This is a genomic window from Micromonospora sp. NPDC005173 (assembly GCF_040608515.1).
In the GTDB taxonomy this organism is placed as follows: Bacteria; Actinomycetota; Actinomycetes; order Mycobacteriales; family Micromonosporaceae; genus Micromonospora.
In genome coordinates this window covers 20,583-40,911 of the sequence record NZ_JBEXIK010000030.1, presented here as the reverse complement: position 1 = coordinate 40,911, position 20,329 = coordinate 20,583, and the positions used below count along the sequence as shown (strand labels likewise).

The window sequence follows — 20,329 nt, the reverse complement described above, 5'->3', positions numbered from 1 at the left end:
GACGGCCCCGAACGGGGAGTCAGCGGGGCTGGGCCGCCGGACCGGCGACCGGGTGGAAGCTGGACCGGCCGGAGCCCACCTGGAAGACGGCGCGACCGTCCTCGATCCCGACGAAGGTGGCCTTGCTCGGACCAGCGGCCCGGTAGGACTTTCCGGGGGTGACGGGCAGCGCGACCCGGGCGGTGACGTTGACCGGCACGTCGAGGTCGACGCGGAGGCCTGCGCCGGTACGTCGCCAGTCGAGACGGACCGGGCCGCGCTGGGTCGGCACCGTGCCGCTCGCCCGGTCGAGCCCGACGGCGGGCGGGACGACGTCGACCACCGCGGCTCCCGGGCTGGCGGTGCGAACGCCGAGCAGGGTCTCCTGCACGTCGACCACCGCCTGCGCACCCCAGCCGTGAGACTGGCTGAAGTTGCTGCCGGGATCGAGGGTCCAGGCCTCCCAGGTGAAGGTGCCGCTCTGGGCGAGGATGTTCGCCCAGCCCAGGTCGTCCGGGTTGGTCAGCAGCCGCAGCACCGCGTCGGGCCGGTCGGCGTCGGCGAGCGCCCGCAGCAGCCAGTGGGCGGTCATCGGCCCCTGCTTCATGCCCATCGACGCGACGTGGTCGGCCAGCGCCGGCAGGTCGACCCGAGGGGCCAGCCCATGGGCGATGGCGTACGACGTGGCGTGCTGCCCGGCGTGGCCGCTGCGCTCGCCGGTGGCGGACAGCCCGTCGACATAACTGCCGTCGGCGGTGCGCAGCGCGGTGTTGACCGCGTCGGTGAGGTCGGCGGCCCGCCCGTCGTACGCGGTCACCTCCTCGGCGGGCCGACCGAGGGCCTCGGCCATCCGGGCGGTGGTCCGCAGCACGTCGACGCCCTGAGCGTTGATGGTGGTCCGGGCGGCGGTCGTCATGTCGTAGCCGAAGCGGCCAGGCTCCGGCCAGTCGATGATGCCGTAGCGGTAGGCGCCGCTCCCGCCGGACAGGTCGGTGACCAGGCCGGCCGTGGGGCCGGTGGCCGGGATGTGGCGCAGCACGTACTCGGCGGTGTCGCGGATGGCCGGGTACGCCTCGGCCAGCAACTCCCGGTCGCCGGTCTCGGTCCAGTACCGCCACACCCAGTCGACGAACATCAGCGAGTAGTCGGGGATGTCCCGCTTGCCGTCGCCGTTGGGGTAGACGGCGTTGTAGCGGCCACGGTCGGCCTCGGCGGTCCAGTAGCGGGCGGCCGAGCGGAGGAACTCGCGGATGGCCTGCTGGGTGGCGTCGCGCTCGCCGAAGGCGGCCATCGTGGCGTACGAGATGTTCGCGGCGTCGCCGAGGAACTGGCCCTTCTCCCGGGTGGGAGTGTCGACGAACGCCTCCTGCACGGAGTAGATCGCGGACCGCTTCATCATCGTCCACACCGCGTCGAGGGTCGCGTTCGAGCTGGTGAAGCTCGCCTCCCGACCGGCGGGGACGTCGGTGTGCACCACGACGGCGGAGACGTCGCGCGCCGAGATTTCCTCACCGGCGCCGGGGATCTCCAGGTAGCGGAAGCCGAGGTGGGTGAAGGCCCGGAACTCCTGCGACCCGTCCTTCTGGAGGTAGGGGAAGCTCATGTTGGTGCCCTGAGACTCCAGGGTGGACGTGACGACCCGGCCGGTGTCGGTGAGGGTGTAGCCGGCCCGTAGGTCGACGGTGCGCCCGGCCACGCCGGCGTCGAACCGGACGACCGGACGGGCGGGGATGACCACGCCGAAGTCGGCGACCACCGTGCCGTCGGCGGCGGTGCGCAGCGCGACCGGCGCAACGCTGGTCTCGGTCAGCCGGGTCTCCTGCCCGATCAGGTGCGGAGACGACGCGGTCGGATGTGCACCGAGCACCTCGGCGGCGGTGAAGCCAGCGGCACTGTCGTCGTAGCCGGGCCGCATCCAGCCGGCGACCTCGGCGCGGGCGTCCTGCCGCTCGACCCGGTCACCCTCGCCGTTGCGGCGCTCCGCGTTCGCCACGAACTGCGTGTCCCGGGCGACCCGCCAGGAGCCGTCGGTGCCGTACACCTCCCGGGTGCCGTCGGCGTGCTCGACGACCAGCTTCACCAGCAGGCCACGGGCACCGGTCGGGCGGCCCTGGCCGCTGCCGTACCAGTGGTAGCGCACCCCGATCACGAGCGGCTTGCCGGCTTTCACCAGCCTGGTGACGTCGGCGGCCTGGTAGTAGTCCTCCCCCGGGTAGGCAAAGGAGGTGCCCCGGTCGGCGCGGGTGCCGTTGAGGTAAAGCTCGTAAGTGTGGTCGGCGGCCGTGTAGGCGCGGGCCCGGACCACGCGGCTGGCGTTGGGGCGTACCTCGGTGCGGGCCAGCGTGTAGTCGTCGGCCTCGGTGGTGGCGCGCCGGATCCAGCTCGCGCCCTCCCACTGGGTGTCGGCGATGCCGGCCTCGAAGGCGCCGGTCGCGGGCGGGGACTGCCGGTCGGTGCGGTCCCAGGTGCGGACCGTCCACTCGTACGCCGCGCCCGGGCGCAGGGCAGGCCCCGCGTACGCCACGTAGGACTGCTGGTCGGACGCGACCTTGCCGGAGTCCCAGACCCGGTCGCCGCCGGTCGCGGTAACGGTGATCCGGTACGCGGTCTGCGTCTCACCGGGATCGGCGTCCCGGGGCAGCCAGCCGAACCTCGGGACGCCCTCGACGTTGAGCGGGCGACTTCGGTCGCCGACCGTCAGCGAGACCGGTGCGCCCGGCGCGTGGCCGCGGGATGCCAGCGCAGGTGGGGCTCCGCTGAGGACGACCGCCACGACCGTCGTCGCTGCCAGGAGCACCGCTGTTCGGCGCCGTCGGGCTGCCGGCTGAAATCCGAGAATATGACGAGTCACGCGGGCCTCCGCTCAATGAATCGTTTCAGGCAGGCTACGCGCTCGTTGTGGCCAAGTGAAGATGTTCACTGCCGTCGGTTCCGGCCGCGCCTGAAACTGTTATCCCGGTCCGGCCGGCCAGTCTCCTTAAGGGAGGCGTTGGCGGGCTCCCCCGTCACCGCCTCCCAGACAGAGCGATGTGACCACGTGAAGGAGACGAGACGATGCACGGATCCGGTCAGGATGGAGCCGACATCGGAAGGGTGACCCGGGGCGCCCACGCGGAACACCGACGCGGGCTGCGCAGCCGCCTCCCGTTCGGCGCGACGCGTGTGCTGTGGCCGATCTCCGTGGCCGCCGTGGTCGCCGTACTGGTGATCGGGGTGCTCGTCGTGGTCCAACCGACCGGATCCGCACCCGCCCCGGCCGCGACGCAGGCGGTCGAGGCCCTGGCATCCACGACCCCGCCGGCCAGCCCACCCACCGCCACCTCCCCCGCCGCCCCTGCGACCCCGACGACGACCCCGACCACCCCGACGCCGAAGCCGACGACCGCGCGCCCGGCCGCCCCGGCGGCGCCCGGGGTGACCTCGAAGAAGAAGGGCGTCGGCGTCTGGACGTTCGACGGCGTCAGCCAGGCACTGGCCAACTCGACGGCCAGTTGGTACTACACCTGGAACGTGGGCCACCAGGGCGTCACCACCCCGAAGGGCAGCGAGTTCGTCCCGATGATCTGGGGGGCGAAGAGCGTCACCGCCAACAATCTGCAACAGGCCAGGAAGAACGGCCGGCAGCTGCTCGGGTTCAACGAGCCGGACATGGGCGGCCAGGCGAACATGAGCGTGGAGCAGGCGCTGGAGCTGTGGCCGCAACTGGAGGCGACCGGCCTCCCGCTGGGCAGCCCGGCGGTGGCCTGGGGCGGGGACCGGCCCGGCGAGTGGCTGGATCGATTCATGTCCGGCGCGAAGGAACGCGTCTACCGGGTCGACTTCATCGCCCTGCACTGGTACGGCGGTGACTTCACCACCGCCAACGCCGTTAACCAGCTCAAGTCGTACCTCCAGGCGGTCCACGACCGCTACCGGCTGCCGATCTGGCTCACCGAGTTCGCCCTGATCGACTTCTCCAACGGCGTCCGCTTCCCGAGCCAGGCACAGCAGGCCGCGTTCCTCACCGCGGCGACCCGGATGCTGAGCGGGCTGACCTGGCTGCACCGGTACGCCTGGTTCGGCCTGCCCGCCACCGACAAGGACCAGACCGGGCTCTTCCGTACCGGCAGCGCAGCGACCGCCGTCGGCCGGGCCTACCAGTCCGCGCGCTGACCCGGGCTACGTCGGGTTGACGTGGTTCCGCCACGAGTGGCGCGGCTCGTAACCCAGCACCCGTCGCGCCTTGTCGATGCTGAGCAGGGTCTCGTGCTCGCCCAACTCCTTACAGACCTCGACGGCCGGATAGACCTCGGCCATCAGGCTGGCACTGGACCGGCTCATGACCGTGTCGGCGTTGGCGATGATGAAGACGTCAGCGCCGGGCTGGTCGTGGACCAGTGCCCGCTCGACCGCCTGGGCCCCGTCGCGGGCGTCGATGTAGCCCCACAGGTTCCATCGGCGCAGCTGCGGGTCCGCGTCGAACGAGGGGAACGGTGCGTAGTCCTCGACGTCCATCACGTTGGAGAACCGCAGACCCACCATGACCAGCTCCGGGTCCCAGCGGCAGAATTGCCGCGCCATCTCCTCCTCCAGCGCCTTGTTCAGCGAGTACGTCGACTCCGGTCGCGGCGCGTACTCCTCGTCGACCGGCGCGTACGGCGGCGGGGTGTCGAACGGCAGCCCCAGCACGGTCTCACTCGACGCCCAGACCACCCGCTTGATCCCGGCCGCTCGGGCCGCCGCGAAGACGTTGTACGTCGCGGCGGAGTTGTTCGCGAAGGTGGTCGCGTTGGACTGGAGCCCGGGCGCCGGGACCGCCGCCAGGTGCACGATCGCGTCGACGCCGCCGGCGTGCTCGTCGGCGCCGCCGGTGAACGCCTCCACCACCTGCCCGTAGTCGGTGAGGTCGACCAGGAGGAACTCGCCGTCGACGTCACGGGGGTCGCGTCCGCCCGCACGGTCGACCGCCAGCACGTCGACGCCCACGGCGCGCAGGTGCGCGACGACGGCGCGCCCGAGCTTGCCGGTGGCACCGGTGACGACGACGCGCGTGGGCAGTGCGGAAACGGTCATGACCACATCTTCTCCGGCGTGGTGCGGCGCCTCGCACGCGGGTGCAGCCCGCCTGGTGACGACAGGGACCGCTCGGCAGACACCGACTATCCGGCTGTCAGCTGCCCGACATCGAATAGCACCGATCTTTACCCATTGGTAGCTTAGCGAAGTTCGTCGATGCGGGGATCGAGACCGAACTGCTCAAGGCACCTGTGTGCCGTGCGGCAACCGGTCTCGGTGGCGTCCAACGGCACCCTGTCCACCCCGTCGGCGACCCGTCCATCGGAGCAACGCCGGACCACGGGGAGGGCACATGCACCACCGCACGTCACCGCGTCATCGTACGAAGGCCTGGTTTTCCAACGCCGCCGCGGCACTGGTCATCGTCGCCGTTGCCGGAACACCAGCCACCGCCGCACCGGCGTCACCGGCCTCGGGGAAGACCGGCGCGCAGTGCGCGCCGACCTCCTCAGAGTGGCTGCGCTGCGTGACGGTCACCGCGGCACTCGACCGGGCACCGGCCACCGGGCAGACCGCCCGGCTCACCGTCACCGTCGACGCCCACGTGGCGATCGACGACCTGCGGGTGCGGGTCGCGCTGCCGTCGGCCCTGCGCCCGGCCGCGACCCCGGCCGGCTTCACCGCGGCCCGGGCCGTGTCCCGGGTGCCGTCCGACGCGGGCGAGGTCACCGCGCTCAGCACCACCGTCGACGCGGCACCCGGCCGCGTCCTGCGCTACCAGACCGACCTGATCGCCACGGGCATCGGCCCCACGGTCCTGCGGGTGCAGGCGACGTCCGCCGGCGGGCCCGTTTCTCGGCAGCGACGAGGTCCACGTGCCGGTCACGATCGGCGCCACGGCCCGCGAGTCCCGACTGGGCAAGGCCGACGGTGACGCGGAGGCCGCACAGACTCCGGCCGGAACGCCGGTCGTCCCGGCCAACCCGTCGATGCCCTACCGTCCCGCGAGCACCGCCGGGCTGCCCACGCCGCACAGCGACGACACCCGGTCGCCCGGTGCGGCGCCCGCCCAGGTCACCTGCGTGACGGGCAGCTTCAACTACAGCGACAACAACGGCGCCTGGCACCCGTCGAAGAACCTGCAATACCAGGTGTGGGACGACGACACCTTCGGCGACGACCTGCTCGCGGCCGGGCTCACCGACGGCGCCGGCGCCTACCGCGCCTGCTTCAACAACGACGACGGCATCGGCGGCGGTGGTCAGGACGTGTACGTCCGGGCGGTCACCGAGGGCACGCAGTACAAGGTGGAGGACTCGGACGACGACGCGTACGCGTTCCGCAGCACCACCCGTGACAACCTGGGCAACGGCCGCACGTACGACTACGGACAGCTGCACACCGCGGACACGACGTTGATGCCGGCGTACCACGCGTACGACACCGCCGACGACGCGCTGGCCTGGACGCCCGGCGACTGCTGGGACAGCCGCGACGAGAGCTGCCAGAACATCGACATCGAGTGGGAGCCGGGCTCGACCGAGGGCACCTACTACGACCCCAGCGACGACGAGGTCCGGCTGCTCGCCGCCGACCCGGGCAATCCGTGGGTGGTGATCCACGAACTCGGTCACGGTGTCATGGACGACGTCTACGAGGACAACTACCCGCAGATCGGCTCGGAGTGCAGCCCAACGCACTACCTCACCCGCCGGTCCGGCCCGGCCTGCGCCTGGTCGGAGGGCTTCGCCGACTGGTTCGGCGCCGCCGTGCTGAACAACCCCGACCTGCCCGGCTACGGCAACATCGACACCGCGACCTGGGGCACCCCCGACTGGGACGATGGCGACCAGGTCGAGGGCCGCGTCGCCGGCGCAATCTGGGACCTACTGGACACCGGCACCGAGGGCACCGACGCGTACCGCGACACGCTGACGAACGTGTGGGACACCTTCCTGGATCACCGGGTGACCAGCTTCGCCGCCTACTGGTCGGCGCGCGGCCAGGACGGCCACGAGGTCGGCGACCTGGCGCTCGGATCGCTGTTCCAGAACACGATCGACTACGGGTTCCGCCGGGCGTTGACCGACGGTTCCGAGGTGACCGCCACGACGCCGCCGAACGACCAGAACTTCCGGTACGACACGCGGCACGAGGCATGGTCGGTCGTCGCGGTCCGCCCGCCAACGGGCGGGACGACGACGTGACGCTCTTCGACGACCGGGCGCAGACCCAGCGGCTGGAGGAGAGCCTGCTCGGCGTCGACGTGACGGACTTCGTCGCGGTCGACTCCACGGCCGGGCGGCGCCCGCTCGGCGACTACTACCCGCGGGTGCACCGGGTCACCGGCACGGGGGCGTACACCATCGAGCTGGCCGACAGCGGCCAGACACTGGTCGACACCACGAAGCGGCAGATGGGCACGGGTGACGTGGCCGCGATCTGGAACTCCTGCCTCACCGCCGGCCAGCAGGTGACATTCACCGTCACGCCGGGCGACCCGAGCCAGGACGCCGAACTGTTCGTGGTGTCCTCGACGGCCGGTGCGCCGGCCACGTACGTACGGGACCGGGCCAGCGCGGCGGCCGCGACCGGGACCGGGGCGGGCCAACCGGAGTCGCTCGCATACACGGCACCAGCCGACGGCTGCGTCGGCGTGATCATCGTCAACCGAGCGGGCAACGGCACCTACACGCTGACCCGTTCCTGATCAGGTGAGGTTCCGGCGGGTACCCACTCTCGGGTGCCCGCCGGAACCCGTACCGGCAGATGGAGCGTCCAACGGTGATGACCCGACGTCTGCTGCTCTGCGCGGTCCTCCTCCTCACTGCCTGCGGTGACCGACCGGCAGCCCGGCCACCGACCGGCGCGGACACCGTGATCGCCGAGGTCGACCGGCACGGCGGTTTCGCCCCCGCCGCCGAGCAGTGGGCGCTGCCGGCGCTCACGCTCTATGGCGACGGCACCGCCGTGACCCGAGGTGACGACCGGGGTGCGCTGCTGACGGGCCATCGCCGGACGCTCTCGGCGGCACAGATCGACGCGCTGTTCCGACGGGCGGACGACGCGGGCCTCTTCACGGAGCGCGACTATCCGCAGGACGTCACCGACGCGGCCCTGCTCACCGTGCGCTTGGCCACGACCGGCGGCACGTACGAGACGACGGTGACGCAGCCGTCGCCGGACGAGGGCGGTGACCGTGGCGAGGTGATCGCGTTCGCCAAGGCCGCTGCGGCCTCCGGCGTCGACGCCGGCGTGTACCTGCCGCAGCGGGCGGCGGTGCTGGTGGTGGCCGATTCCGAGAACGACTCCGACGTACGGCCCTGGCCGCTGGACGTGCCCCTGTCCGCGATGGACGGCGCACCCCAGCGGCCCTGCCACGTGGTCGACGGCGCGCCGCTGGCGCCGCTGCTGGCCGAGGCCGGCGCGGCGCGCGGCGAGACCCGATGGCAGGCCGAGGGACACCGGGTACGCCTGGTGGTCCGGCCGCTGCTGCCGCACGAGCGGACCTGCGCGGACCTCCGCTAGAAGGATCACGATGTTGTCGGCGTGTAGCTCGGCTCCGGTGAGGTCGGGAACGACACGGAGCGCCACCGGTTGGTAACGTGGCGACGCTCCCGGCGATGATGGCCGCCGATGTCCCTGGGGAGGGCCGACATGTGGGCGGACTGGCCTTGCTCGCAGCCCAGGTGCAGCTTCGTGGTCAACCCACCGCGGGAGCGGCCGAGCGCGTGGTCGGCCGGCTCGACGCTGACACCGCCGGGTGGTTCGGCCTGCACGTCGCGGCACGGGGCATGAACCAGCTTTCGGAGACCTCGCCATATGCCGATCTTCGACACGCCGAACGATCACTCCAGTTCGGGCACCACCGCCGACTCGACGGGCCCTAGCATCGTCGGCATGGCAACGCGACTTGTTCAGATCAACATGAAGGCTCGCGATGAAACCGCGCTGGGCGGTTTCTGGGCGAAGGCGCTCGGCTGGGGGGTCTCCAGCGAGGGACCCGGCGTGACCAACCTCGAACCCGAGGGCTTCGTCTACCCCGACCCCGTCGCCGTCTGCCTTGACCTCGTCGTCTCCCCGGAACCCAAGACGGTGAAGAACCGCGTGCACGTCGACCTCGCCACCACCTCGGCGGCCCATCAGGCGGAGGTGGTCACGCGCCTGAAGGATCTCGGCGCAACACCCGCTGACATAGGCCAGGGCGACGTGCCATGGACGGTCATGGCCGACCCAGAGGGCAACGAGTTCTGCGTGCTGGACCCCCGACCGCTCTACCGAGACACCGGACCGATCGCCGCGGTAGTGGTCGACTGCGCGGATCCGCGAGCCATGGCCCGCTTCTGGGCCAAGGCCATGGACTGGACCCTGCACGAGGTGACCGACCACAACGCGGTACTGCGTTCCGCAAAGAGCGTTGGCCCATATCTGCAGTTCATCCGCACACCCGACGTGAAGACCGTGTGGAACCGCGTCCATCTCGACGTCCGCCCATACCCGGGTGACGACCTAGAGGCCGAGGCGACCAGACTGCGGACTCTCGGCGCCACCGCCATCGACCTAGGTCAAAACGATGTCCCGTGGAAGGTCCTCGCCGACCCGGAAGGCAACGAGTTCTGCCTCCTCACCCCAAGCTGACCGGAGCTGATGGTGGATGTGGACGAGCCGGCGCTTGGTGCGGCATTGCGCGGGCGACATTGGCAGGATGGCGCCATGGCCACGGTCGCTGTGATCGGTCTGGGTGGAATGGGTAGCCGGATGGCCCACCGGTTGCTCGATGCCGGCCATGACCTCGTTGTCTGGAACCGCACGCCGCAGAGGGCCAGCGATCTGGTGGCGCGTGGCGCGGTCGCTGCCGGCAGTCCGGCAGAGGCTGCCCGCCGGGCGGATTTGGTCATCACCATGCTGTCCGGCCCGGCCGCGCTGCAAGAGGTGGTCGAGGGCCCGCAGGGCATCCTCGCCGGTGCTACCGCTTCGACGACGCTCGCTGAGATGTCCACGGTCGGGCCGTCCGCGGTGCGATGGTTGGCCGCGCAACTGCCGGATGGTGTTGGCCTGCTCGATGCGCCGGTGCTGGGCAGCGTCTCGGAGGCCGAGTCGGGTTCGCTGCGGATCTTCGTCGGTGGGCCGGAGCCGCTCGCCCAACGGTGGATGCCGGTGTTGGGCGCGCTTGGCTCGCCGATGCATGTCGGACCGCTCGGTGCCGGCGCGGCGGCCAAACTGGTAGCCAATTCGACCCTCTTCGGAGTGCTCGCTGTTCTCGGTGAGGCGCTCGCCCTCGCGGATGGGCTTGAACTGCCGCGTGACACAGCGTTTGAGGTCTTGTCCGCGACTCCCGTCGGCGCGCAAGCGGATCGGCGACGACCAGCAGTCGAGTCCGGTCAATTCCCGCTCCGGTTCGCGCTGTCACTCGCCCGTAAGGACGCCGATCTGGTCGTGTCGGCCGCCGAGTCGGCAGGCGTCGAACTGCCAGTCGCGGTGGCCGCACGGCAGTGGGTCGCGTCAGCCCAGGAGGCCGGCCTTGGCGACCAGGACTACTCGGCCGTAATCGCGCACATCACCGACACTGCCCGATCAGCCTGAGACCTGGGCCGTGCGGCAGGCCCGTCAGGCGACCGTTGAACTCTTCCTCGCCTGCCTCCACCGGCCGATCATCGTTCACCTGGTGTGAACTGGCCGCCAGGTTCAGCGTGGTCGACTCAGCCACTCCCAGGCGCGGCGGAGGCCCACCTGCACTGGGTCGTCACCCGCGGCCTCGACCTCTCTGGCCGGCGTGTCCTCGCCCGGCTCGTGCATTTCGGCACCGGGCACCGACAGCACGACCCCCCGCTCGTACAGGTCGGCGATCTGCTCCCGGTAAGCGAAGCGGTGGGACCGGTACGGCTTCGGCGGGGCCACGATGACGCCGTGGAAGATGTCGTCCCGTTCGTCGGCGAGCACGTGCTCGACCACGCCGACGGGTGCCGATTCGACGTCGTAGACCCGGGTGCCGACAGCGAGCGCAAGGTACGAGACCTTCGCACCGAGATCCTCCACGGCGTTCACGTTACCCGCCGCCTGATCACCACGGGCCCGATCACTCGTGGTCGGTGCGGACGCCAGGGCGGTGCGCGGCGGGCAATCGCCACGCCCACCCACGGCGGGCCACCCCGGACACCACCACCATGCCGTTCACACCGTACGCAGCCAGTCGAGGGTCTTCATGGTGGAGAGGCTGGTCGCCTTGAGGCCAGCGGCGGAGACGGTCCAGAGCACTCCGTCGACCACCAGTGACCGGCGGATCGTCGTCATACCCTCGAGACGCCCCGTGCCCAGCGTGTGGTCGACCGCGCCGACCTCGGTGAACCCGCCGTCGCCGGCTCGCAGGGTCAGCGCCACGTTGCTCGGCATGCCCGTGCCGTGGACGGTCAGTGGGACCACGACCAGGCGTTCGGCCGGCCAGTAGAGGAACGCATGCGGGTCGAACTCCGCCTCGGAGTGCCCCTGCTTGACGTGATGCTGGGCGATCCGGGTCGGCTTGGCCGGATCGGAGACGTCGAAGAGTGAGAGCTGGGTGCCTTGGACACGGCCCTGGTCGGACGCCTCCTGCCCGACGCCGAGCAGCCGTCCGTCGCCGGCCGGGTGCAGGTACGCCGAATACCCGTTGATCTTCAGTTCGCCGCTCACCTTCGGCGCCCCCGGATCACGCAGATCGACGGTGTAGAGCGGGTCGGTCTGCCGGAAGGTGACGACGTACCCGGTGCCGCCGACGAACCGTACCGCGTATATCCGTTCCCCCTTGCCCAGTCCGGTGACCTTGCCGACCTGGGTCAGCGCCGTGCCGTCGGCGCGCAGGACGTACACGCTGGACGTCGAGTTCGGCTTGTTGCCCCAGGTACGGCCACTGGTGGTGGCCACCCTCAGATGCCCGTCCCACTCGGACATGGCGTACTGGTTGATGAGCCAGCCCGGGACGGACGCGGCGGCGACGTACCGCGGGGCACCGGCGCCCGAGATGTCGAACTGATAGATCTCGGTGGTCTCGTCCCTGGGATCGGGTGCGATGTTCCGCGCGGTCAGCATCGGCAGCACCCGCCAGCGCTGGTCGTTGGCGACGTACAGCCGTGGTCCGTTGCTGTAGACGGTGTCGCCGTCGGCGATCACGGTGACCGGGTCGCCAGCACCGAGCGTGGTCGTACCGAGGTCGAAGCTGAGCACGGTGACCAGCGATGTGCCGGAGTAGGCGGCCGGCCGGCTCACCCGTTCGCAGCCGACCCGTCCGGCGCTGGTCCGGCCGCCGGAGGTGACCTCGTACCGGGGCAACCAGTCGTCGGCGGTGGCGTTGTCGATGATCTCGCGGTTGGCGGCGGTGCGCTGCCCATCTGTGGCCCGTTCCCGGTACGGGAAGTTCAGCCGGGGCGCGGAGCGGACCACGACCCGGACCGTCGTGCCGACCTGGCGGGCGTCCACCAGATTGCCGTCGATCCGGTATTCGCCGATGACCTTCGGCTCGCCGGACAGGTCGACCATGATCAGCTGAGGGCCGACGATGCCCTCCGGCATCGGGGCGTCTGCGACGCGCCCGCCTCCCCCGGGGACGGCCGATTTCGCCATCCCGGCCCACCCGTCGCGGCGCAGCACCAGCGCCCGGTCACCGTGCAGCAGCAGGCCGTCTTCGGCCCCGCCGAACTGATCGGCACCCGGTGCCAGTTCCAGCTCTCCGGTCAGCCGGCGGGTGGCCGGGTCGACCACGTACAGCTTGCCGTGCTGCACCGTGACGATCCGCTTGCCGTCGGTCTTGACCAGGTCCGGTTCGTCGGCGCCGGCCTCGTGCGTGTTGGTGCCCGAGTAGCCGGGGGCGGCAGCTTTGGACGCCGCATCCGCCGACCCCGCCGCGGCGGGAGCCGCAGCCTGTTCGGCGCGGCCGAAGGTACGCATGTCCCCGTTCGGCCCGAACCCCCACGGCCCGACGTACGCCCTGGCGGCCGTCTTCAGCTGCCGCAGCGCCTCCGGGCAGGAGTCGAACGCGACGAGCCGGAACCCGCCGGCCGGCACTTGCCGGTCACGTGGCGGCACGGGGACCGGCTCCGCCGTACAGCCGGTGACCAGCGCCAGGCCGGCGACCAGGGCCAGTCCCATGACGCGAGCTGGAGTCATGACTCGGGGGACGCCGATGGCGGCCGTTGGATGGGACACGTGGGCGCTGCTACCCGTCATGCCCCCTACGACGTGGCTGCCCCGGGCTGGGTTCCCAGCATGCAGACCCCGCGCCGAGTAATCGACCGGGGGTGCGGGTGTCGGTCGCTCAGGCGGAGGCGGCGCGACCCATCTCGGCAAGGATCCCGGTGCCCTGACCGAGCTCGATCAGATAGCCGTCCGGCCACACCGAACGCGGTCACGAACGGCCACGGCGTCCACCTGATTGTGAGCGCGGTGATTTTCACCCATGCAGTCTGGTCCACCGGCAAGGTGGCCGGGCCTGGATCACCCCGGCTACCGCTTCCGGTCGCACCACCGACACGGCCCGGCGAGGCCGGCCGGGCCGACACGACACCTTGTCGCCAAGGATTGAATGATGGTTCAATCCTTGCGTGGCGTACCGAAGCACCGAGCGGGTGAAGGCTCGGCTGAGCGCCTCCCGGGAACGGATCATCGCCGCGGCACTGGGAATCATGGCCGAGCACGGGTACGCCGGCTGCTCGGTCGCCGCCGTCGCCGAGCGGGCCGGCGTGGCGACCGGCAGCGTCTACCGCCACTTCCCGACCAAGGCCGACCTGTTCGCCGAGGTGTTCCGCACGGCCTCCCAGCGCGAGGTGGACGCGGTCGCGCGCGCCGCAGCGCTGGAGACCTCCGCCGCCGAGCAGATGGCCGCCGTCGTCGAGACGTTCTCCGGCCGCGCCCTGCAGTCCCCACGGTTGGCGTACGCCCTGCTCGCCGAGCCGGTCGACCCCGCGGTCGACGCCGAGCGGCTCGTCTTCCGCCGCGCGTACGCCGAACTGATCGCCGGGTACGTCGCGGCCGGTGTGGCGAGCGGTGAACTGCCCCCGCAAGATCCGGAGCTGACCGCGACCGCGCTGGTCGGCGCCCTGGCCGAGGCCATGGTCGGTCCGCTGGCCGCCGGGGTCGCCGGCCCGGAGACCATCCCCGCCCTGATCGCCTTCATCCACCGCGCGCTGGGAGTATCGCCGTGACGACACACGAGGTCTTCAACCAAGTTCCCCCGCTCGCTGGCTACGACGCGGCGGACGACCCGGCACTGCTCGACGGGCTCGAGCGGGAGGGCGCCGGCTGGGCCGCCGCCGAGCTGCACGAGCTCGGCCGCCTGGGCGGCGCCGAGCAGGCCATCGAGTACGGGCGGCTGGCCAACGAGCATCCGCCGACCCTGCGCACCCACGACCGCTCCGGCCATCGGATCGACGAGGTCGAGTTCCACCCCGCCTGGCACGAGCTGATGCGCACCGCGGTCACGCACGGCCTGCACGCCGCACCGTGGGCGGACGCCCGCCCGGGCGCACACGTGGCCCGGGCCGCCAAGTTCTACACGTGGCGGCCCGACGCCGGCCACGGCTGCCCGATCTCGATGACCTACGCAGCAGTGCCGGCGCTGCGGCACAACCCGGAGCTGGCCGCGCGGTACGAGCCGCTGCTCACCGCCACGACGTACGACTTCGGGCTGCGTCCGCCGCTGGCCAAGCAGGGGCTGCTGGCGGGCATGTCGATGACGGAGAAGCAGGGCGGCTCGGACGTGCGCGCCAACACCACCACCGCCCGCCCTGAGCCGGACGGAACCTACCGGCTCGTCGGGCACAAGTGGTTCACGTCGGCGCCGATGTGCGACATCTTCCTCACCCTCGCCCAGGCACCGGACGGATTCACCTGCTTCCTCGTCCCGCGTGTCCTTCCCGACGGCACCCGCAACCCGATGCGGCTGATGCGCCTGAAGGACAAGCTCGGCAACCGGTCCAACGCCTCGGCGGAGGTCGAATACGAGCAGGCGGTCGCCTGGCGCGTCGGAGACGAGGGCCGTGGCGTGCGCACGATCATCGACATGGTCAACCTGACCCGCCTCGACTGCGTCATCGGCGCGGCGGCCGGGATGCGCCAAGGCTTGATCACCGCCGCCCACCACGCCACCCACCGGCAGACCTTCGGCCGGTACCTCATCGACCAGCCACTGATGCGCAACGTGCTCGCCGACCTCGCGGTCGAGTCCGAGGCCGCCACCATTCTCATGATGCGCCTCGCCGGAGCGACCGACCGATCCGCGCGCGGCGACGCCAGCGAGACCGCGTTCAAACGGCTCGCCCTCGCCGTCGGCAAGTACTGGGTCTGCAAGCGCTGGCCGGCACACGCCGCGGAGGCCCTCGAATGCCTGGGCGGCAACGGCTACGTCGAGGAGTCCGGCATGCCGCGGCTGTTCCGCGAGTCGCCGCTGAACTCGATCTGGGAGGGCTCCGGCAACGTCGCCGCCCTGGACGTCCTGCGTGTTCTCGTCAAGGAACCCCAGGTCATGGAGGCGTTCCAGGCCGAGGTGAGCGCCGCTGCCGGCACCGACGCACGGCTCGACGCCGCGGTCCGCCAGGTGCAGGCCGACCTGTCCGACCTCGACGACCTCGAACTGCGGGCGCGGCGCGTCGTCGAGCGGCTCGCCCTGGTGCTGCAGGGCTCGCTTCTGGTGCGGCACGGCCACCCCGCCGTCGCCGACGCCTTCTGCACGTCCCGGCTCGGCGGCGACCACGGCCAAGCGTACGGCACCCTACCGACCGGCGTCGACTTCGCCGCGATCATCTCCCACGCCACCCCGAAGGTGAGCTGACAGAAAGCTCCCCGGTGGCCATCACCGTCCGGACCGGTGTCGGCCATACCAGACGCGGCGGGGTGCCGGCTGGTCAGCCGGACGTCCGCCGCCGGCTCTCGGGACCCAGCGTCAGGTCGCCGGTCGAACGATGGCAAGGAACAGGGCCAGGGCGACGGCCTGGATGCCGGCCACGGTGACGATCAACGCCGTGATCGAGTAGTCGTAGAGGGCGCCGGTGAGCAGCCCACCGACCAGGGTCGCCCCGCCCAACCCGGCGGCGAAGATGCCGTAGGCGGTGCCCCGCCGAGCAGCGGGGACGATGTCGGCGATGGTCGCACGCATGGTGGATTCCTGGATGCCGAGCACGGCGCCCCAGGCCAGGACCCCGGCGACCGCGGTCGCCGGGGTGGTGGTGAAGGCCGCCAGCGGGATCAGAGCGGTCAGCACGGGTACGGCGGCCAGTACCCGGACGCCGGCCCGGTCGTACAGCCACCCGGAGGCCAGCGCGGCGAGCGCGTCGACGCCCATCGCGGCGGCGTACACGACCGGGACCACCGCCACGGGTACGACGTGCCGGGTGGCGAGGTGGAAGCTGAGCACCCCGAAGGTGGCGTAGCCGGCCGTGGTCACTGCCGTGAACGCCAGATAGGTCCAGAACACGCGGGGTAGCCGGCCGCCCGGCGGGGCGGGCGGCGCGCCGGGTCGAGGGCCCGGTTCGAAGCGACGCGGGTCGCGCACGCCGGCGCGTAGCCACAGCAGCAGGAGCATCGCCGCCACGGCGGGTACGGCCAAGGCGAGGAACGCGGGCCGGTAGTTGTGGGCGGTCGCGGCCAGTACGGCGGCGACCAGCAGCGGCCCCGCCACGCCGCCGGCCTGGTCGAGCGCCTCATGGACGGCGAAGCCCTTGCCGCGGCCGACTGCCGCAGCGGCATGCGAGAGCATGACATCCCTCGCCGGGCCGCGGATGGCCTTGCCGGCGCGCTCCGCGACGAACAGCGCCGCAGCCAGCCACAGTGCGGTGGTCAGCCCGAGAGCGGGCACGGCGACCATGGTCACGGCATAGCCGACCAGGACGAGGGACCAGTAGGCGCGGGTCCGGTCCGCGAGGGGTCCGGTGGCCAGCCGCCCGGCCAGGGCGGTCGCCTCGCCAGCGCCGGTGACCAGCCCGACGACGGTCGCGGATGCGCCGAAGGTGGCCAGATAGGGGCCGATGACCGACCGGGCGCCCTCGTACACCACGTCCGACAGCAGGCTGACAACACCGAAGGCGGACACGAACCGCCACGGCGTCCACCTGATGGTGAGCGCGGTGACTCTCACCCGTGCAGTCTGGCCTACCGGCAAGCTGGCCGGGCGTGGATCGCCCGACTACCGATTGCCGGGGAAAACCGAGGAGCCGAGCCATGCAGGCAACCACAGTCGTCAATTTGAAGGGCCACCGCGAGGACCCGGCGTACGCCGACGTGGTCTACGTCGGGCGCGCCATGTATCGCGGCGGCTGGCAGCTCCCGCGCTCCCCGTTGTCCAGCCCGTACCGCCCCGGCCCGGACGGCACCCGGGACGAGGTCGTCGAGAAGTACCGCGCGTACCTGCTCGACAGCCCCGAACTCCTCGCCCTCCTGCCGGAAGTGCGCGGGCGCAGGCTCGGCTGCTGGTGTGCGCCGGAGCGCTGTCACGCCGAGGTGATCGCGGAACTCGCCGACTCGCCGCCGGCGTCGAGCCTCCGGTAGGAGGCCCGGCGGAGCTGTCTGGTCGACGTGGTCTGCCGACGAGCTGCTCAGCTGTTCTGTGGGAAGCCGAGGTTCACGCCGCCGTGGGACGGATCGAGCCACCTGCTGGTGACCACCTTGGCCCTGGTGAAAAAGTGCACGCCGTGCGGCCCGTACGCGTGGGAGTCACCGAACAGTGAGTCCTTCCAACCCCCGAACGAGTAGTACGAGACCGGAACCGGGATCGCCACGTTGACGCCGACCATGCCGACCTCGATTTCATTCTGGTACCGCCGTGCGGCGCCGCCGTCGTTGGTGAAGATGGCGGTGCCGTTGCCGTACGGGTTGGCGTTCACCATTTCGACCGCCGCGTCGTAGCTGGGGACCCGCACCACCGAGAGCACCGGACCGAAGATCTCGTCCGTGTAGAGGGACATGTCCACGTCGACGTGGTCGAAGAGTGTCGGCCCCAGCCAGAAGCCGGCGTCGTCACCGTCGATCGATTGACCGCGTCCGTCGAGCACCAGCTTCGCGCCCGCGGACCGGCCGGCGTCCAGATATGACCGCACCCTGTCGCGGTGCGCCCCGGTGACCAAAGGTCCCATCTCGCAGCCTGGGCGGCGACCGTCGCCGACATGCACTCCGGCGATCCGCTCGCTGATCTTGCCGACCAGCTCATCGCCGACCGGATCCACCGCCACGACGACGGAGATCGCCATGCAGCGCTCACCGGCCGAGCCGAAACCGGCCGAGACGGCGGCGTCCGCGGCGAGGTCGAGGTCGGCGTCGGGCAGCACGACCATGTGGTTCTTCGCGCCGCCGAGCGCCTGCACCCGCTTGCCGCTGCGCGTTCCGGTTTCGTAGACGTACCGGGCGATCGGCGTCGACCCGACGAACGAGACCGCCTTGACCTGCGGATGCTCGAGGATCCGGTCGACCGCCTCCTTGTCGCCGTGCACGACGTTGAACACGCCATCCGGTAGCCCGGCCTCGGCGAAGAGCTCCGCCAGGAAGTTCGCCGCGGAGGGGTCCTTCTCGCTCGGCTTCAGCACCACGGTGTTGCCGCAGGCGATGGCGTTGGGCACGAACCACAGCGGCACCATCGCCGGGAAGTTGAACGGGGAGATCACCCCGACCACGCCGAGCGGCTGCTGGATCGAGTACACGTCCACCTTGGTCGAGGCGTTCTCGCTGAACCCGCCCTTGAGTAACTGCGGGATGCCGCAGGCGAACTCCACCGCCTCCAGCGCACGCTGTATCTCGCCCGCCGCGTCGGAGAGCACCTTGCCGTGCTCGGCGGTGATGATCTCGGCGAGGTCGGACTTGCGGGCGTTGAGCAGTTCGCGGAACGCGAACATCACGTTCGCGCGTTGGGCGAGGGAGGCGTTGCGCCACCGGGAGAAGGCTTCGCGGGCGGCGGTGACCGCCTCGTCGACGTCCGAGGCGCTGGCGAAATCGACCTGCCCGCCGACCTGACCCGTCGCGGGGTCGTACACGTCACCCGTGCGCTGGGCGATGCCGGTCCATGCCTTGCCGCCGATCCAGTGCGTGATCCTCATGCCGACACCGCCTCAATTGCCTCGGCGAGGATGCCCAGCGCCTCGTCGGCCTCGTCCTCGGTGAGCGTCATCGGCGGCGCCAGCCGGATCACGTTGCCGTGCAGGCCGCCCTTGCCGACCAGCAGTCCGCGACTGCGCGCTTCCTCCAGCAGGGCGGTTGCGGCCGCGGGGTTGGGTTCGCCGGCCGGGCCGACGAGCTCGACGGCGAGCATCAGACCCTTGCCGCGTACGTCGCCGACCACCGGATGCGTCGCGGCGACCGAGCGAAGGCCATGGATCAGGCGGTTTCCCAGCTTTGCGGCGTTCGCCTGCAGGTCGTGGTCGAGGAGGTAGTTGAGGGTGGCAAGGGCCCCCGCGGTGGAGATCGGGTTGCCACCGAAGGTGGAGATCGAGTTGGCCTGCAGGCAGTCCATGAGTTCCGCGCGCGCGACGACGCCGCCGATCGCCAGACCATTGCCGAGTCCTTTGGCGAAGGTCATCGCGTCCGGCACGACGTCGTGCGCCTGGATGCCCCAGAAGTGCTCGCCGGTACGGCCCCAACCGGTCTGGACCTCGTCGGAGACGAGCAGGATGCCGTACTCGTCGAGCACCTTCTTGAACTCGCGGAACAGGCCGTCGGGCGGGGAGGCGAAACCGCCCACGCCCTGGATCGGCTCGACGATCATGCACGCCACGTCGCCGGCGGTCGCGGTCTCGATCACTTCGCGCAGGTCGGCGACGCACGCCTTGACGTAATCGGCGTCCGACAGGTCCTTGAAGGGGCTGCGGTACCGGTAGCCACCGTGTACCCAGCTCACCTTGATCGGGCTGAGCTCACTGGCCGACCAGCCGCGGATGCCGGTGATCGCGACGGTGGCGAACGCCCGCCCGTGGTACGAGTTGCGCAGCGCGAGCACCTGCCCGCTGCGGCGGTACTGCGTGGCGAGCATCAACGCGGTCTCGTTGGCCTCCGTACCCGAGTTCGTGAAGAACACCTTCGCGTCCGGGATCCCGGACAGGTGCGCGATCTTCTCGGCGAGCTCGACCTGCGACTCGATCAGGTACAGCGTCGAGGAGTGCAGCACGCCGGTGTCGAGCTGCGAGCGGACCGCGTCGCTGATCTCGGCCACGTCGTAGCCGACCGAGTTGGTGAGAATGCCGCCGAAGAAGTCGAGGTACGTGCGGCCCTCGCGATCGGTCACCCGGCGACCGTGCGCGCTGGCGATCTCAATCGGCTCCTCGTAATAGAGGGCAAGCCACTTCGGCAGCACGGACCGGTGTCGATGCAGCAACTCCCGATGCGCCATCGCGTCCTCCGTATCTCGTAGCTC

At 71.0% G+C, this 20,329-nt stretch carries 18 protein-coding genes and 1 pseudogene; 10 read left to right on the top strand and 9 right to left on the bottom strand.

Annotation, left to right across the window (positions count from 1 at the left end):
• Positions 1 to 19: 19 nt before the first annotated feature.
• The gene (locus ABZV00_RS26545; RefSeq protein WP_355610656.1) at positions 20 to 2,752 is read right to left on the bottom strand and encodes a family 78 glycoside hydrolase catalytic domain; all 2,733 of its coding nucleotides are present in this window, start codon (positions 2,750 to 2,752) and stop codon (positions 20 to 22) included.
• A gap of 281 nt (positions 2,753 to 3,033) precedes the next feature.
• On the opposite strand from ABZV00_RS26545, the gene ABZV00_RS26540 reads away from it, so the two are divergent.
• On the top strand, positions 3,034 to 4,131 hold the full coding sequence (locus ABZV00_RS26540) for a glycoside hydrolase family protein (RefSeq protein ID WP_355610654.1): 1,098 nt from the start codon (positions 3,034 to 3,036) through the stop codon (positions 4,129 to 4,131).
• A 6-nt stretch (positions 4,132 to 4,137) separates the two neighbouring features.
• Here ABZV00_RS26540 and ABZV00_RS26535 read toward each other — a convergent pair whose 3' ends face one another.
• Together ABZV00_RS26535 and ABZV00_RS26530 are read right to left on the bottom strand one after the other, a co-directional pair.
• Complete coding sequence (locus ABZV00_RS26535; protein WP_355610651.1) at positions 4,138 to 5,031, bottom strand: NAD(P)-dependent oxidoreductase; 894 nt, start codon at positions 5,029 to 5,031, stop codon at positions 4,138 to 4,140.
• Between the two features lie 318 nt (positions 5,032 to 5,349).
• Complete coding sequence (locus tag ABZV00_RS26530) at positions 5,350 to 5,511, bottom strand: hypothetical protein (RefSeq protein WP_355610648.1); 162 nt, start codon at positions 5,509 to 5,511, stop codon at positions 5,350 to 5,352.
• Between ABZV00_RS26530 and ABZV00_RS26525 the strand changes: the two genes are divergently transcribed.
• The 4 genes from ABZV00_RS26525 (at position 5,501) to ABZV00_RS26510 (ending at position 8,502) form a co-directional block, all read left to right on the top strand.
• Positions 5,501 to 5,908, top strand: a complete 408-nt coding sequence (locus ABZV00_RS26525; protein ID WP_355610645.1) for a hypothetical protein — start codon at positions 5,501 to 5,503, stop codon at positions 5,906 to 5,908. The two genes, ABZV00_RS26530 and ABZV00_RS26525, sit on opposite strands and share 11 nt — an antisense overlap.
• Complete coding sequence (locus ABZV00_RS26520; RefSeq protein WP_355610642.1) at positions 5,850 to 7,181, top strand: hypothetical protein; 1,332 nt, start codon at positions 5,850 to 5,852, stop codon at positions 7,179 to 7,181. Before ABZV00_RS26525 ends, ABZV00_RS26520 begins: the two co-directional genes overlap by 59 nt.
• The gene (locus ABZV00_RS26515) at positions 7,178 to 7,684 is read left to right on the top strand and encodes a hypothetical protein (RefSeq protein WP_355610639.1); all 507 of its coding nucleotides are present in this window, start codon (positions 7,178 to 7,180) and stop codon (positions 7,682 to 7,684) included. Before ABZV00_RS26520 ends, ABZV00_RS26515 begins: the two co-directional genes overlap by 4 nt.
• A 74-nt stretch (positions 7,685 to 7,758) precedes the next feature.
• Positions 7,759 to 8,502, top strand: a complete 744-nt coding sequence (locus ABZV00_RS26510; protein ID WP_355610636.1) for a hypothetical protein — start codon at positions 7,759 to 7,761, stop codon at positions 8,500 to 8,502.
• A 140-nt stretch (positions 8,503 to 8,642) separates the two neighbouring features.
• On the opposite strand, the pseudogene ABZV00_RS26505 reads toward ABZV00_RS26510, so the two are convergent.
• A pseudogene (locus ABZV00_RS26505) lies at positions 8,643 to 8,753 on the bottom strand (IS5/IS1182 family transposase); the annotation flags it as partial.
• 121 nt (positions 8,754 to 8,874) lie between these two features.
• Between ABZV00_RS26505 and ABZV00_RS26500 the strand changes: the two are divergent.
• Both ABZV00_RS26500 and ABZV00_RS26495 read left to right on the top strand, forming a co-directional pair.
• Entirely contained in the window at positions 8,875 to 9,612 is a 738-nt protein-coding gene (locus ABZV00_RS26500; RefSeq protein WP_355610737.1) for a VOC family protein, read from the top strand.
• Positions 9,613 to 9,621: 9 nt separating this feature from the next.
• Positions 9,622 to 10,557 (top strand): NAD(P)-dependent oxidoreductase, encoded by a 936-nt coding sequence (locus ABZV00_RS26495; RefSeq protein ID WP_355610633.1) that lies wholly within the window; start codon positions 9,622 to 9,624, stop codon positions 10,555 to 10,557.
• A 102-nt stretch (positions 10,558 to 10,659) separates the two neighbouring features.
• On the opposite strand, the gene ABZV00_RS26490 is transcribed toward ABZV00_RS26495, so the two are convergent.
• Positions 10,660 to 11,010 carry a hypothetical protein gene (locus tag ABZV00_RS26490; protein WP_355610630.1) on the bottom strand — a complete coding sequence of 117 codons (351 nt, stop codon included), beginning with the start codon at positions 11,008 to 11,010 and terminating at the stop codon, positions 10,660 to 10,662.
• 135 nt (positions 11,011 to 11,145) lie between these two features.
• The gene (locus ABZV00_RS26485) at positions 11,146 to 13,092 is read right to left on the bottom strand and encodes a beta-propeller domain-containing protein (protein ID WP_355610627.1); all 1,947 of its coding nucleotides are present in this window, start codon (positions 13,090 to 13,092) and stop codon (positions 11,146 to 11,148) included.
• 452 nt (positions 13,093 to 13,544) lie between these two features.
• Here ABZV00_RS26485 and ABZV00_RS26480 point away from each other — a divergent pair, with 452 nt between their 5' ends.
• Together ABZV00_RS26480 and ABZV00_RS26475 are read left to right on the top strand one after the other, a co-directional pair.
• The gene (locus tag ABZV00_RS26480) at positions 13,545 to 14,144 is read left to right on the top strand and encodes a TetR/AcrR family transcriptional regulator (protein ID WP_354967408.1); all 600 of its coding nucleotides are present in this window, start codon (positions 13,545 to 13,547) and stop codon (positions 14,142 to 14,144) included.
• Entirely contained in the window at positions 14,141 to 15,769 is a 1,629-nt protein-coding gene (locus tag ABZV00_RS26475) for an isovaleryl-CoA dehydrogenase (protein WP_355610624.1), read from the top strand. The genes ABZV00_RS26480 and ABZV00_RS26475 overlap by 4 nt, the downstream gene beginning before the upstream one ends.
• A 111-nt stretch (positions 15,770 to 15,880) precedes the next feature.
• On the opposite strand, the gene ABZV00_RS26470 is transcribed toward ABZV00_RS26475, so the two are convergent.
• Positions 15,881 to 17,071 carry an MFS transporter gene (locus ABZV00_RS26470; RefSeq protein ID WP_355610621.1) on the bottom strand — a complete coding sequence of 397 codons (1,191 nt, stop codon included), beginning with the start codon at positions 17,069 to 17,071 and terminating at the stop codon, positions 15,881 to 15,883.
• Positions 17,072 to 17,154: 83 nt separating this feature from the next.
• Here ABZV00_RS26470 and ABZV00_RS26465 point away from each other — a divergent pair, with 83 nt between their 5' ends.
• A complete protein-coding gene (locus ABZV00_RS26465) occupies positions 17,155 to 17,481 on the top strand; it encodes a DUF4326 domain-containing protein (RefSeq protein ID WP_355610618.1) in 327 nt (108 codons plus the stop codon).
• A 47-nt stretch (positions 17,482 to 17,528) separates the two neighbouring features.
• Here ABZV00_RS26465 and ABZV00_RS26460 read toward each other — a convergent pair whose 3' ends face one another.
• Together ABZV00_RS26460 and ABZV00_RS26455 are read right to left on the bottom strand one after the other, a co-directional pair.
• Positions 17,529 to 19,019: a CoA-acylating methylmalonate-semialdehyde dehydrogenase gene (locus tag ABZV00_RS26460; RefSeq protein ID WP_355610615.1), complete on the bottom strand. Its 1,491-nt coding sequence runs from the start codon at positions 19,017 to 19,019 to the stop codon at positions 17,529 to 17,531.
• Complete coding sequence (locus tag ABZV00_RS26455; RefSeq protein WP_355610612.1) at positions 19,016 to 20,305, bottom strand: aspartate aminotransferase family protein; 1,290 nt, start codon at positions 20,303 to 20,305, stop codon at positions 19,016 to 19,018. The genes ABZV00_RS26460 and ABZV00_RS26455 overlap by 4 nt, the downstream gene beginning before the upstream one ends.
• Between the last annotated feature and the right edge of the window lie 24 nt (positions 20,306 to 20,329).